This window comes from Bradyrhizobium embrapense (genome assembly GCF_001189235.2).
GTDB lineage: Bacteria > Pseudomonadota > Alphaproteobacteria > Rhizobiales > Xanthobacteraceae > Bradyrhizobium > Bradyrhizobium embrapense.
In genome coordinates this window covers 341,515-355,414 of sequence record NZ_LFIP02000003.1, presented here as the reverse complement: position 1 = coordinate 355,414, position 13,900 = coordinate 341,515, and the positions used below count along the sequence as shown (strand labels likewise).

Below are 13,900 nucleotides of genomic sequence, written 5' to 3'. Positions count from 1 at the left end.
TGGCTGACGGGACCACACCCATCAGCCACGCGCCATTGCATTACTCCGCCGCCGCCTGGCCGAACTCGGTGGCCTGCCGCTCGAACAGGCCGCGGTAGATACCGCCCTGCCGCGCAGCAAGCACCTCATGCGTGCCCTGCTCGACGATCTCGCCGCGATCGAACACCAGGATGCGATCCATGCTGCGCACGGTCGACAGCCGGTGAGCGATCACGATCGAGGTGCGGCCCTTCATCAGCCGCTCCATCGCCTGCTGGATCAGCGCCTCGGATTCCGAATCGAGGCTCGAGGTCGCCTCATCCAGGATCAGGATCGGCGCATCCGCCAGGAACGCGCGCGCTAGCGCCACGCGCTGCCGCTCGCCGCCCGACAGCTTGACGCCGCGCTCGCCCACCAGCGTGCCGTAATCCTTCGGCAGCCGCATGATGAAGTCGTGCGCATTGGCAAGCCGCGCCGCCTGCTCGATCGCCTCCATGCTGGCGCCCGGCCGGCCATAGGCAATGTTCTCCGCCAGCGTGCGGTGAAACAGGATCGGCTCCTGCTGCACGATCGCGATCTGGCTGCGCAGCGATTGCTGCGTCGCCCTGGCGATGTCCTGACCGTCGATCAGGATCTTGCCACCGGAGACATCGTAGAGCCGCTGCACCAGTTTGACGAAGGTCGTCTTGCCGGAGCCGGAGCGCCCGACCAGGCCGACGCGTTCGCCGGCATCGATGTCGACCGACAGTCCGTCATAGAGCGGCCGGCGATGGCCGCCATAGTGGAACGTGACGTCGTCGAACACGATGCGGCCGCCCTGGATGTCGATCGGCTTCGCATCGACCGCATCGACAATGCCGAGCGGCTCGCCATGGATCTGCACCAGTTCCTCCATGTCGTTGACTGAGCGCTGCAGGTTGTTGATGTGCATGCCGACATCCCGCAAGTAGGCGTGGATGATGTAGTAGCTGGTCAGCACATAGGTGACGTCGCCCGGCGTGGCGCGGCCGGCTGCCCACAGCAGGATCGCGCCGCCGATCACCGAAGCGCGGAAGCACAGCAGGACCAGCAGCTGCGCCGTCGAGGTGTGGTTGTAGCGGAACCAGGTCCGCCGCACCCGCCGGCGCCAGCGGCTGATGACGCCGTCCAGCCGCATGTCTTCGCGCGTTTCCGCACCGAACGACTTCACCACCGCGTTGCAGGTCAAGGCATCGGCCAGCGTGCCGCCGACCTTGGTGTCCCACGCATTAGAGACGCGCGCGGCCGGCGCGACGTAGCGCACCTGGAACACCATGGTCATCGCGACATAGATCACCGAGCCGACCGCGATCACTGCGCCGAGCGATGGCCAATGCACGCCGAGCAGGATCATCGAGCCGACCAGCACCACGACCGAGGGCAACAGCGCCATCAGGATGGTGTCGTTCAGCAGGTCGAGCGCCCACATGCCACGCGTGATCTTGCGCACGGTAGAGCCCGCGAACGAGTTGGCGTGCCAATCGGTCGAGAAGCGCTGCACGCGCATGAAGGCCTGCTGCCCGACGTCGGACATCGTCTTCAACGTGAACGGCACGATGGTCTGGATACCGACCAGCCGAAGCAGCAGCGACAGCGCGCCGAGGCCGACGATGGCGCCGAATGCCAGCATCGCCGCATGGCGCGCGGCCGCGTCCGCCGCGCCCGCGGTCAGCGCGTCGACCAGATGGCCGGAGAAAACCGGCATGAACAGGTCGGCCGCGGTCGCGCCGAGGAATCCCGTTGTCACCGCGGTGGCGCGGTATGGTTGCTCCAGCCAATGCCGGAACACGAATGGCAAGACGATCCGGATCGCGGCCGGCCGCTTTGACGTCAGAGAGGTCATGGCACATTCCGGCCACGCGCCTGTCGCGCCGGCCGGCTCCATCTGGAGCGACGCGCGGACGGAATCCGACCACGAACGTCGCTTGAAATTGTCGATAACGTGTTGGGAAGTTTGGATGATCGGGGCAGAGCCCCGATCAGCGCTGGGACCTAGTGCGCGAGCGCGCCCAGCACCATCGAACGCGGGCGCACGGTCTGCGAAACAAACGACATCATGTGCATCTCCCCGGTTCGTGAAACGATGCGCTGCTTATAAATGCATCACGCGCGATTGGCAAGATGACATCCGCGTGAGTGCGTCAATCTGTCGATCGCGCAACGCTATTCACGCGACCGGGCGCAGCATCGCATCAATGTGCGTCGCCGCCGCCTGCTGCGGTCATCGACGGCGGCTTGTTGACGAACAGCACCAGGAGACTGAGCGCAACGTAGAACAGCGACAGCATGAAGAAGGCGTCGCCATAGCCCATCACCGCGGCCTGCCGGTGCACAATCTGCGACAGCTGCTTCATCGCCATCAGCGCCGCATCGCCCATGCCCTGCATGCGCTGGGTGAAGGTGTTGAGGGTCTCGACCGCGGTGGCATTGCCCCAGGTCACGCGGTCCTGCAGCCGCGAGATGTGCAGGTCGGTGCGGTCGTTGAGCACCTCGTTGATCACGGCGAGCCCGACCGCGCCGCCGAGATTGCGCATCAAGTTGAACAGGCCGGAGGCGTTCTTGACGCGGTCCTGCGGCAGGGTCGCGAGCGCGATGTTGTTGGTCGGCACCATCGCGCACATCATGCCGATGCCGCGCAGGATCTGCGGCAGCAACAGTTCGTAGAAATCATAGTCGCGGGTGATCCAGGTCATCTGCCAGGAGCCGAGCGCGAAGGTGACGAGGCCGAAGGCGATGATGTAGCGCAGGTCGACCTTCTGCATCAGCCGGCCGACGACCGGCGCCATGAAGAACATGGTGACGCCGGAGACGAACATGGTCTCGCCGATCATCAGCGCACTGTAGCCGCGAACCTCGGCGAGATAGCGCGGATAGACGTAGGTCAGGCCGTAGAGCCCGATGCCGATGCAGAACTGCAGTACGCAGCCGACCGCGAAGTTGCGGTTGTTGAAGGCGTAGAGATCGACGATCGGCTCCTCGGCGGTCAGCACCCGCCAGAAGAAGGCGATCGCCGAGACGAAGCAGACCGCGGCGCAGATCGCGACCGACGTGTCCTGCAGCCACTCATATTGCGGACCTTCCTCGAGCACATATTCGAGCGAGCCGAGGAAACCGCCCATGAAGATCAGGCCCCACCAGTCGAAGCGCTCGAGCAGCGCGAAGTTCGGCTGGTCGAAATCGACCAGGATCAGCACGCCGGTCGTGATGATCACGCCGGGCACGATGTTGATGAAGAACAGCCAGTGCCACGACATCAGATCGGTGATGTAGCCGCCGACCGTCGGCCCCACGGTCGGCGCCAGCGTCGCGACGAGGCCGATGATCGGCGCCACGATATAGAACTTGGAGCGCGGGAAGATGGTGTAGGCGGAGGCGAACACCGTCGGGATCATGCCGGCGCCGAGGAAGCCCTGCAGCGCGCGCCACAGGATCATCTGCTCGATCGACGAGGCGAAGCCGCACAACAGGCTCGACACCGTAAAGCCGAACGCCGAGATCGCAAACAACAGCCGGGTGCCGAGCGCGCGCGACAGGAAACCGGACAGCGGGATCGCGATCACCTCGGCGATCAGATAGGCGGTCTGCACCCACGACACTTCGGTCGACGATGCCGACAGGCCGGCCTGGATCTCGGTGAGGGAGGCCGAGACGATCTGGATGTCCAGGATCGACATGAACATGCCGAACACCATGATGATGAAGGCGACCACCCGCTTGGGCTGGAGCCGCTCGGTCTCCGAGGCGCCGGTCATCATCGAAGGCGAAGCAGTGGTCGCGTCGGCCATGGGCTCATCAGGCTCCGCGCCTCGGACTGCGTCCGAAGCGTCAAGACATCACTGCGGATGGATCATCATCGGCGAGTCGAGGTCGGTATCGGCGTCGGCATCGGCCGCGCCCTCTCGCGTGTCGACCGTGGTGTAGACCGACATGCCGGCGCGCAGCATACCCTGCTTCGCGACGCTATCAGGCACCCGGATGCGGACCGGCAAGCGCTGCACGATTTTGGTGAAGTTGCCGGTGGCGTTGTCGGGCGGCAGCAGCGTGAACACCGAGCCTGCCGCCGGCGAGATGCTGTCGACGATGCCGGTGAACTTGCGGAAGCCGTAGGCGTCGACCTTGATCGTCACCCGCTGTCCGGTGCGGATGCGCTTGAGCTGCGTCTCTTTGTAGTTGGCGTCGATGAAGACGCCGTCGAGCGGCACCACATTGCCGAGCCGCTGGCCGACATTGATGTAGTCGCCGGTGTTGACCAGGCGGTTGGAGAAGGTGCCGTCAACCGGCGCGCGCACCTTGGTGAAATCGAGATCGCGCTCGGCCCTGGCGAGCTGGGTCTGCAACTCGGCGAGCTGGGCGCGGGCTTCGGCCTGCTGCGCCTTGATCACCTCGACGTTGTCCTTGGCCGCATCGTAGGCCGCCTGCGCCGAGCGCACCGCAGCCGCCCCCTGGTCGCGGCCGGCTTCGGACACTTCGAAGGTGGCGCGCGAGGCAAATCCCTTGGTGCTCAGCGCCTGCTGGCGATCGTAATCGAGATCGGCGCGCTTCAGGCCGGCCTGGGCGGACACGAGCTGCGCCTGCGCCTGCTCGACCGCGCTCGCCGCGGCGGCAACCTGGCGACCGATGCGCTCGATCGTCGCCTGCTGGGTGCCGATCCTGGTGCGGGCAGCATCGACCGCGATACGATAGTCGCCGTCATCGATCCGGAAGATCACATCGCCTGCGCGCACCAGCGCGTTGTCGCCGGGCAGGATCGCCGCGATATGGCCCGCGACGCGCGCACCGAGCATGGTGTTGTTGGCGCGGACATAGGCGTCGTCGGTCGAGATGTAGAAGCGCCCGACCATCAGGTAATAGGCGGCATAGCTTGCGGCGGCGAGCGCGAGCAGCCCGACCACCCCCATCATCACGAATTTGCGCTTGCCGGATTTCGGCGCCGCGGCGGCGGCGGACATTGCCGGCTGCTCGGGCGTAACCTTGGTCGGCGCCTCAGCGGGACGCTTGTCGCCAGGACCCTTGTCACCAGGACCCTTGTCACCAGGACGCTTGGCTTCATCGCCACCGCCCTGCTCGCCGAGATCGACGGATGCGTCGCGCGCAATCGCGTCCTCGGCCATCTCTGGCTCGGAACGAACAATGCGTGCAGCCTGATCCCGTGCGGCGGCCATAACCAAGGCTCCCCAGAAAAAATCTCAATGCCGCAATGGCGGAAAAAGGGCCGTGCGGCGCATCGTCACTGTCATCAATACATTGACCGAACGGTTCGGTCAATGTAGATTCCACATGGTGGATTATAAGGCTTCGATTCTCCCATTTCCCATTCCGGGTTGAGTTGTTACGCGAGAAACTAAATCAATGGTTGCAGCGCCTCCAAAACCCCTCCACCTCGTCGGCGGCGACGAGGAGTCCTCGAAGCGCCGCCAGATCCTGGACGGCGCCCGCAAGGTATTCCTGGAGCTTGGCTTTGACGGCGCCAGCATGGGCGAGATCGCCCGCGCGGCGGGCGTCTCCAAGGGCACCCTGTACGTGTATTTCCCCGACAAGGCCGGGCTGTTCGCTGCGATCGTCGAGGAGGAGAAGCGCGAGCAGGGCAAGGTCGCATTCAACTTCGATCCGGCACGCGACGTCGACACCACCCTCCCCGAATTCGGCCGCGCCTATATCGCAGTGCTGTGTCGCCCCGGCGGCGGCTCGGCGATCCGCACCGTGATGGCGATTGCCGAGCGGATGCCCGAGCTCGGCAGCCGGTTCTACACGCATGTGATTGCCCACACCGTCGACCGCTTCGCCGCCTATCTCGAGGCGCGCGCCGCGCTCGGCGAGCTCGTGATCGACGACTATCAGCTCGCGGCCTGGCAATTCATGCAGATGTGCCAGGCGACGCTGTTCCAGGCGTTCATCTTCCAGGCCAATCCGTCGCCCTCGCCGGAACGGATCGCCGATGTCGTCGACAGCGCGACGCACGTGTTCTTCGCGGCATATCGGCCGAAGGCTGATCGATAACATAGAATACGCAACCCTCCGCCCCGTCATTGCGAGCGAAGCGAAGCAATCCATTTCTCCGCTTGAGGCGCGATGGATTGCTTCGTCGCTATCGCTCCTCGCAATGACGGGGAGACATTGGCGCGCTAGCATGTGGCGTCAATTCGAGGATTGCCATCCATGAACGACCTCAACATCCGACATATGCGACCAAGCGAGATCGCGATCGCAGTGGACTGGGCCGCGGCGGAGGGATGGAATCCCGGTCTCGCCGATGCGTCCTGCTTTGCCGCCGAAGATCCGCAAGGATTTTTCATCGGCGAGCTCGACGGAGTGCCGGCCGCGGTGATCTCCTGCGTCAATTATGGCGCGCAATTCTCCTTCCTCGGCTTCTACATCGTGCGTCCGGATCTGCGCGGCCGCGGCTATGGTCTGAAGATCTGGAATGCGGCCATCGCGCATGAGCATCCGCGCGTGATCGGGCTGGATGGCGTGGTGGCGCAGCAGGCGAACTACCAAAAGTCCGGCTTCGCGCTCGCTTACGCCAATGTGCGCTACGGCGGCACGGTCACCGCACCGTCCGCGCCGAACTCCGGCATCGTTGCGCTGACCGAGGTGCCCATGGCGCTGGTCGAGGCCGATGACGCCACGGTGTTTCCCGCATCGCGCCCGGCCTTCCTGCGCGCCTGGATCACCACGCCGGGACATGTCGGACGCGCGCTGATGCGCGGCGGCCGGCTGGCCGGCTGGGGTGTGATCCGTCCGTGCCGCACCGGCCGCAAGATCGGTCCTCTCGTCGCCGACGACCGCGCCGGCGCTGAAACCGTTCTTTCGGCATTGCTCGCCAGCGCAGGCGGCGGCGAGATCTTCCTCGATGTCCCGGCGGTCAACCGCAACGCCGTGGCGCTGGCGCAAGACCTCGGGTTGTCGCCGGTGTTCAAGACCGCGCGGATGTACACCGGCGCGATCCCGCCATTGCGGATCGATCGCGTGTTCGGCGTCACGACGTTCGAACTCGGCTAGCGAAGCCCATGCGTTCAAATGACGCATGATTGCGGACGCGGCTCGTGTGAAGCGGCTCATAGCGCGATTATTCAATGAAGGAATACACTTCTGGTTGAGCGAAAGAGCCAGTTCGGCTCACTTCTGCGCTCGTCCGCAGCACAAGGAGGTGTCACATGGCGTTCCTGTTCTTCAATTTCCGCAGCATGGGCCTCAGCGAGGCTCTCGCCAATATCGGCGAGCTCAAAGGCGTCATCGCCAACACGCTGAAGCAGAACGGCTTCACCGATGTCGTCAATACCCAGTCGGAGGTCGCCGGCAACAAGAACGGCGTCCGCGTGTCGATCCTGCATCTGCACAATGTCGATCGGCAGTTCTGGCAGGTGTTCATGGCCGGCGGCGATACCGCGGCCACCAAGCAGACGCTCGACGACGTCGTGAACAAGGTGGAGCATCTCGCCTTCCTCTAGAGCTTCCGGCTCTGACCGAAACAGAACCGGAGCTCCGGAGTCGTGCGAAATCCCGCGGACAAGCCGCGGGGATGCGCTGGTCTAGTTCGCCGCCGCGTTGACCTTCGGCGCGGCGACGTTGTCCTGCTCCAGCTCTTCGGGCAGCCCGGCGAAACGGCGTAGCGCCTTCGCCATCTTCACGCGCGCGGCGACGCCCGTGATGATGACGTCGACCATCACGAACGACGAGTGGAAGTGGCCATTCCCCTTGAGCTGCTCGACCTTGACGCCGGCTTTCGCGAGCGCGTCGCCATAGGCATTGCCCTCGTCGCGCAGCGGATCGAACTCGGCGGTCGCAATGAACGCCGGCGGCAGGCCCTCGAGCTTGCCGCGCAAGGGCGCGACGCGCGGATCGGTGCGGTCGGCCGGCGAGCAGTACAGGTCCCAGAACCAGAACATCAGCCCGCGGGTCAGGAAGTAGCCGGCCGCGTTGTCGACATAGGACGGCCGGTCGAAGCTCGAGTCGGTGACCGGGCAGATCAGGAGCTGGCCTGCGATCTCGGGCCCGCCGCGATCGCGGGCAAGCTGGCAAGTGACGGCCGCGATGTTGCCGCCGGCGCTCCAGCCTGCGACCAGCACCGGGCCCGCTTTGCCGCCGAGCTCGGCGGTGTGGGCTGCGATCCAGCGCGTCGCCGCATAGCCGTCCTCGGCCGCAGCCGGGAAGCGATGCTCGGGCGCGTGGCGATAACCGACGCTGACGATGATCATGCCAGTGCGCCGGCACAGATCGCGGCAGAACGGATCGTCCGACAATTCGTCGCCGAGCACCCAGCCGCCGCCGTGGAAATACACCACGATCGGATGCGGCCCCGGCGTCGCCGGCCGGTAGAGCTTGTACGGCAGTGGGCCCTCCGCACCTTGCAGCATGCCGGTGCCGACCTCGCCGACCGGGCGGCCGGCGGGACGGCCTTTGTTGAACTCGGTGAGGAAGTCGCGCGCACCTTGCGCGCCCATCGTCTCGATCGGCGGCAGGTTCATCTCGCCGAGCATATTGAGCACCAGCCGCACATCCGGCTGCAAGCGCACCACCTCGCCGTCATTGCACTGCTCGGCAACGCCGGGCCCCGAGAGCCTGAAGCCGAGCATGCCGCGCGCGACCACCTCGTTGCAGATACTGCGATACGGACCGACACCGCCGGTGTAGGGCATCACGCCCTGCGGCTTGCCGGGCACGTTGGCGCCCGTGTACCAGGTGTTGGCCAGCCGATGCAGCGTCAGCGTCGCACAATCGGCCATGTGGCGTTCCCAGCCGGCCTGCGCGGTCTCGGTTGCTTCCATCGTGGTGAATCCGGCATCGCGCAGCGCGGCGATGCGGTCGACCACCCAGTCGACATGCTGCTCGATCGAGACCGCCATGTTCGACAGCACCGACGGGCTGCCGGGACCGGTGATCATGAACAGATTGGGGAAGCCCGCGACGGTGACGCCGAGATAGGTCTGCGGTCCGTGCGCCCAGACATCCGACAGCGACTTGCCGCCCCGGCCGGAGATCGGGTGCACGGCCATGATCGCGCCGGTCATCGCGTCGAAGCCGGTGGCGAACACGATGACGTCGACATCGAAGCTGCGTTTGTCGGTCGAGATGCCGCCGGCCGTGATCGCCTTGATCGGCTCCTGCCGCAGATTGACCAGCGTCACGTTCGGGCGGTTGTAGGTCGCATAGTAGTTGGTATCGAGGCAGGGACGCTTGGCGCCGAACGGATGGTCGTGCGGGGTGAGCGCCGCCGCCGTCTCCGGATCCTTGACCACGGCGCCGATCTTCTCGCGGATCAGATCGGCGACCAGCCGGTTGCCGTCGACATCGACCGCCTGATCGGCCCAGAGCTGGGTCAGGATGTGGACGAGGTCGCCCGCCGCCCACGCCTTCTCGAAGCGCTCGCGGCGTTCGGCGTCGCTCAATTGCCAGCTCACCACGGTCTGCTGCGGATACGGCACGCCGGCCATCGACCAGCGCGCCTGCTCGCGATAGGCCGCGCGGTCGCTCTCGAAGAAGGTCTTGCGATCCTCCGGCGTCGGACCATTGCCGGCCGGCAGCGCGAAGTTCGGCGTGCGCTGGAACACGGTGAGCTGCGCGGCCTGCTCGGCGATCAGCGGGATCGACTGAATGCCCGACGATCCGGTGCCGATCACGGCAACGCGCTTGCCCTTCAGATCGACGCCCTGATGCGGCCAGCGGCCGGTGAAATAGATTTCGCCCTTGAAGTCCTTGACGCCGTCGATCTCCGGCGGCTTCGGCGACGACAGGCAGCCGGTCGCCATGATGTAGTACCGGCACGAGACATTGGCGCCGTTGTTGGTCGCAATCAGCCAGCGCGACGTCGCATCATCCCAGGTCGCCTGCGTCACCTTGGTGCCGAACCTGATATCGCGGCGAAGATCGTAGCGGTCGGCGACGAAACCGAGATAGCGCAGGATTTCCGGCTGCGTCGCGTATTTCTCCGACCAGGTCCACGCCTGATCGAGCTCGGGATCGAAGGTGTAGCTGTAATCGATGGTCTGGATGTCGCAGCGCGCGCCGGGATACCGGTTCCAGTACCAGGTGCCGCCGACATCGGCGCCCTCTTCCAGCGCAACCGCCGAGAAGCCCGCCTTGCGCAGCCGATGCAGCAGATAGAGACCGGCGAAACCGGCGCCGACGACCGCGACGTCGACCTGCTGCGTGGTTCCGCTGTGCGTGGAGTCCGAAGCGCGTGCTGCAACTGCTGCGTCTGGCATGCCATTCCTCCCGTATGTTTTGATTTGACGGAAGGCTAGCCCTGCGCTTTCAGTTTGTCATCACGACAAACGCAATCTGAGGTCGCCGCAATTGTGACGCGTACGCTCTGGAGCAAGATGCGTAGCGTGTGGACGCAAGTGCGTCGTTATATGTTGCGTCGGTCAGGATCAAAAGACCCGCGCACGATAACTCAGCCCCGTATCCTCAGGATGACGGGGCTATCGCTTCGTCAAACCGACCGCATCAAACCGCCATCGACCCGGATGTTCTGGCCGGTGATGTAGCCCGCGCCGTCGGAGACGAGGAAGGCGATGGTCGCGGCGATCTCCTCCGCCTTGCCGTAGCGCTTCATCGGCACGCTGTCGCGGCGCGCGTCGGTTGCCGGCAGGCTGTCGATCCAGCCCGGCAGCACATTGTTCATGCGGACGTTGTCGGCGGCGTAGCTGTCGGTGAACAGCTTTGTGAACGCGGCGAGCCCGGCGCGGAACACCGCTGAGGTCGGAAACATCGCGCTCGGCTCGAATGCCCAAGCGGTGGAGATGTTGACGATCGCGCCCGACTTCTGCGCCTGCATGTGAGGCGCAACGAGACGTGTCGGGCGGATCACGTTCATCAGGTAGACGTCGAGGCCGGTGTGCCACTGCTCGTCGGTCAGTTCCAGCACGCCGGCGCGCGGCCCGTGGCCGGCGCTGTTGACCAGCGCGTCGATGCGGCCCCAGCGCGCCATCACGCCGTCGACCGCGCGCTTCAGGTCGTCGTTCGAACGGTTCGAGCCGGTGAAGCCGATGCCGCCGAGCTCGGCGGCGAGCGCCTCGCCCTTGCCCGACGACGACAGGATCGCAACGCGAAATCCATCTGCGGCGAGTCGCCGCGCCGCCGCCGCTCCCATACCGCTGCCGCCTGCGGTGACGAGTGCGACCTTCTGTGTTGTCATGACTTGATATCCCGTTGATGACGAAACTGACGCAAGGTCTATCATCAGGGATCGCGCCGCGCGACAGGCGGCCCGCCGCGCGGTGTCGCACTACTTCCGGAACACCTGCTTCGAACCGGCGTCGAACCTCGCCACCGGCCGATCCATCTGCCACAGTTCGATGTCATGGCGATCGACAAGACGGCTGGCCGATGTCACGGCCGCATCGTCGTCGCTGCAATCCATGTTGACCACGCCGATGGAGCGGCTGTGCGGTCCGACGATATAGGCGCGATAGGTCGTCATCTTCGTTCTCCGGCTGTTGCGGCGAAGATGAGCGCGAGCATGTATGAATTCGAGAAGGACCGCGACGAGATCTTATAAAGACGGAATAAACGCCTGCCGCGAGCGGCCTACCAGGCGCGGTGGGCCGCTCGAAATCGCCGTCAGGCCGGCGCGCCGTTCTTGAGCAGCTTGGTCACGGCCGCGACCAGTTCGTCGGGCGAGAACGGCTTGTTGAGCAGCACGCTGTCCGGCACGCCCCGGGTCGGCCACTCGTCGCCGCCACCGCCGGTGATGTAGAGCACCGGAAAAGACGGGTCGATCTCACGCGCTCCGCGCGCCACGCGCCAGCCATCGAGCCGGCCGAGCAGGCGGATGTCGGTGACCAGCGCGCTGTATTTGGTTCGGAAGGCCTTCAGCAACGTCAGGGCTTCCTCACCCGAGCCTGCGATCGCCGGCTCATAGCCGCCGTCCCTCAGGGCGTCCTCTACCATCATCTGAAGATCACGATCGTCTTCGATGACGAGAATGATCGGCACGTCTTGCAAAGCTATCCCCCAGAAATCAGCCGGGTGCGCCGGCTCCGCGAGCATATGCAGCAAATAGTGGCTACCGTTTGCACGGCACCCCCAGTAAAAATACGGGTGTCAGACGCGTCCTATTCGTCGGCAAATTCGTCTTCTTCGTTGACCCCCGCTCTACCCCGCGGAGCCGGCATTCTGCCGCCAAGCGATCCTGTGACATAAGGTTCGCGCGCTGCATAGGGGCTACGGCCGCCGGCACGCGCCGCGACCTCTTCGCCGGAGACGGCAGCGGGCTGGCAGATCAGGCGCCGGCTGGCCCGGCGCATCAGATCCACATGGATGTGGTCGTAGTGATAGACGTTAGAGCCTGGCGCGAGCACCGTGGTGAATTGCTGGCAGGCGGCGGCCTGGATATCGCGCAGAAAGCCCTGCTCCTCCGGCAGGCCCTTCCAGCCATCCTTCACCGAGATGCGTCGGCCATCGGCGAGCGTGAAGGCCGCAATATCGAGCGCATTGCCAAAGGCATGCTCGGAAATATGCGCATGCGAATTGCCGTTCATGCCCCGACAGGAATAGGCCGAGATCTGCTTGATCTCGACGACGCGGGCGCCGAACCAGCGCTGCGCCGCCGGCTGCACGGAATCGGCGAGCCAGCGCTCCAGCACCGAGACGATCGGACACGCCAGCGTTGCGGCAGGCTTCACTGCGACCGGGCCGACCGTCATCACGGGGTTGCCGCTCGACGGGCCGAGCCGCGGTGCCGCCGCCGCACCGGACGGCTGCTGTGAATAAGGCGCAGGTGAGTAAGGCGCGGCCGCGCCCTCGCGCTGCGGATTGCCGGGCAGGCCCGGATAATAAGGTCGCTCGCGGCTCGCATCGGGCGAGCCATCCGGCGGCAGGTCGATCTCACCCTGCTGCGGCGGGACGCCGGGCGCCGACAGCGACACCGGTCCGTTCGGCTGGCTGCCATAGTTCGGCTGGCCGACGGCTTGTTCGGAATATGGCGCCTGCGCGGGCGGCGGGCTCGGCTGACGATTGATCGGCCAACGCGGCTGGTTGCCGACCGACGCCGGCGGACGCAGGCTGTCGTCGGCAAATCCGTAAGCTGAACTGGCTTCGCCGAGCGCGGCGACCTTGAGCGGAAACTCGGCGCCGCAGACACCGGGGCCGGAAATCGGATCGATGCGGACGAGGTCCGGGCCTTCCTTGACCGCGCCGGATTTCAGGCAAGCGGCCTCGGCCTCGGCCCGCCACGGTTCGCGCTCGGCAGTCTGGAACAGACCGCGACCGCAACCAGCAAGCGACACAAGGACAAGGGAGCCGACGAGATACAAACGAACTCCACGCGTCATGGCGCGGAGGTTCTGCGAATTTGATTAAAGACTCTTCAACGCATTTCGACTGTTTGATTTCAGCTGTCTTTAACCATGCAGTGGAACCCTGGCCGCGCGATCGCATCGATCTCTCGTTGTGTCACCGACCATCGCGGATGCTCCGCGCTATTCGTCTTTAAATTGTATTTGCAAACGCTACAATCTTGTCGAAATCTGACGGACGGTATCCGGGGCGGGCGGCCAATGCGCAACCCGCAACGCCGCGGAATTTATTTGCGGGCGCTTCAACGCCTTGATTCGCCGCCTGTTTGAGCCGCGCATCGCAATGCGGTATCGGGTAGGAACATCGGGCTTGGCAGCAAGGCTGACTTTTTCGGCCAGGAACCAGTTGCTAGCTTTTGCGTTAATGCGGGCAGCGTTGTGAACCAAGGGAGCGTCCCCATGGATTTCGCGAGTCCTCTGCTGAGCAAGCTGAGCATTGTGGCCGCGTACATCGCGTTCGCCTTCGTCGGCGCCATCATTCTCGGCGTGTTCTGAAGTTCGCTAGGCATAGAGTTCAGCGCCCGGCGGCCGCCCCGCCGGGCGTTTTTGTTTTTCTGGTCGACACCACCATCCCGTCACCCTGAGGAGCGCGCATCGCGCGCGAG

11 protein-coding genes are annotated in these 13,900 nt (G+C 65.1%); 3 read left to right on the top strand and 8 right to left on the bottom strand.

Annotated features, from left to right (window positions below):
* Positions 1-40 precede the first annotated feature (40 nt).
* The 3 genes from AKN83_RS15705 to AKN83_RS15695 all read right to left on the bottom strand — a co-directional run bounded on the left by AKN83_RS15705 (position 41) and on the right by AKN83_RS15695 (position 5,108).
* A complete protein-coding gene (locus tag AKN83_RS15705; RefSeq protein WP_050403252.1) occupies positions 41-1,840 on the bottom strand; it encodes an ABC transporter ATP-binding protein in 1,800 nt (599 codons plus the stop codon).
* A 349-nt stretch (positions 1,841-2,189) separates the two neighbouring features.
* Positions 2,190-3,782 carry a DHA2 family efflux MFS transporter permease subunit gene (locus tag AKN83_RS15700; RefSeq protein ID WP_050403223.1) on the bottom strand — a complete coding sequence of 531 codons (1,593 nt, stop codon included), beginning with the start codon at positions 3,780-3,782 and terminating at the stop codon, positions 2,190-2,192.
* A 48-nt stretch (positions 3,783-3,830) separates the two neighbouring features.
* On the bottom strand, positions 3,831-5,108 hold the full coding sequence (locus AKN83_RS15695; RefSeq protein ID WP_157113404.1) for an HlyD family secretion protein: 1,278 nt from the start codon (positions 5,106-5,108) through the stop codon (positions 3,831-3,833).
* A gap of 238 nt (positions 5,109-5,346) precedes the next feature.
* Between AKN83_RS15695 and AKN83_RS15690 the strand changes: the two genes are divergently transcribed.
* The 3 genes from AKN83_RS15690 to AKN83_RS15680 all read left to right on the top strand — a co-directional run bounded on the left by AKN83_RS15690 (position 5,347) and on the right by AKN83_RS15680 (position 7,445).
* Complete coding sequence (locus AKN83_RS15690; protein WP_050403221.1) at positions 5,347-5,994, top strand: TetR/AcrR family transcriptional regulator; 648 nt, start codon at positions 5,347-5,349, stop codon at positions 5,992-5,994.
* A 159-nt stretch (positions 5,995-6,153) separates the two neighbouring features.
* Entirely contained in the window at positions 6,154-6,996 is an 843-nt protein-coding gene (locus AKN83_RS15685; RefSeq protein WP_050403220.1) for a GNAT family N-acetyltransferase, read from the top strand.
* Positions 6,997-7,151: 155 nt separating this feature from the next.
* Positions 7,152-7,445, top strand: a complete 294-nt coding sequence (locus AKN83_RS15680) for a hypothetical protein (protein WP_050403219.1) — start codon at positions 7,152-7,154, stop codon at positions 7,443-7,445.
* Between the two features lie 81 nt (positions 7,446-7,526).
* Here AKN83_RS15680 and AKN83_RS15675 read toward each other — a convergent pair whose 3' ends face one another.
* The 5 genes from AKN83_RS15675 to AKN83_RS15655 all read right to left on the bottom strand — a co-directional run bounded on the left by AKN83_RS15675 (position 7,527) and on the right by AKN83_RS15655 (position 13,271).
* Entirely contained in the window at positions 7,527-10,199 is a 2,673-nt protein-coding gene (locus AKN83_RS15675; protein ID WP_050403218.1) for a flavin-containing monooxygenase, read from the bottom strand.
* A gap of 230 nt (positions 10,200-10,429) precedes the next feature.
* Entirely contained in the window at positions 10,430-11,134 is a 705-nt protein-coding gene (locus tag AKN83_RS15670) for an SDR family oxidoreductase (protein ID WP_050403217.1), read from the bottom strand.
* A gap of 90 nt (positions 11,135-11,224) precedes the next feature.
* Positions 11,225-11,419, bottom strand: a complete 195-nt coding sequence (locus AKN83_RS15665; RefSeq protein ID WP_050403216.1) for a hypothetical protein — start codon at positions 11,417-11,419, stop codon at positions 11,225-11,227.
* A 140-nt stretch (positions 11,420-11,559) separates the two neighbouring features.
* The gene (locus tag AKN83_RS15660; RefSeq protein WP_050403215.1) at positions 11,560-11,943 is read right to left on the bottom strand and encodes a response regulator; all 384 of its coding nucleotides are present in this window, start codon (positions 11,941-11,943) and stop codon (positions 11,560-11,562) included.
* A 110-nt stretch (positions 11,944-12,053) separates the two neighbouring features.
* Positions 12,054-13,271 carry an extensin-like domain-containing protein gene (locus tag AKN83_RS15655; RefSeq protein WP_050403214.1) on the bottom strand — a complete coding sequence of 406 codons (1,218 nt, stop codon included), beginning with the start codon at positions 13,269-13,271 and terminating at the stop codon, positions 12,054-12,056.
* Between the last annotated feature and the right edge of the window lie 629 nt (positions 13,272-13,900).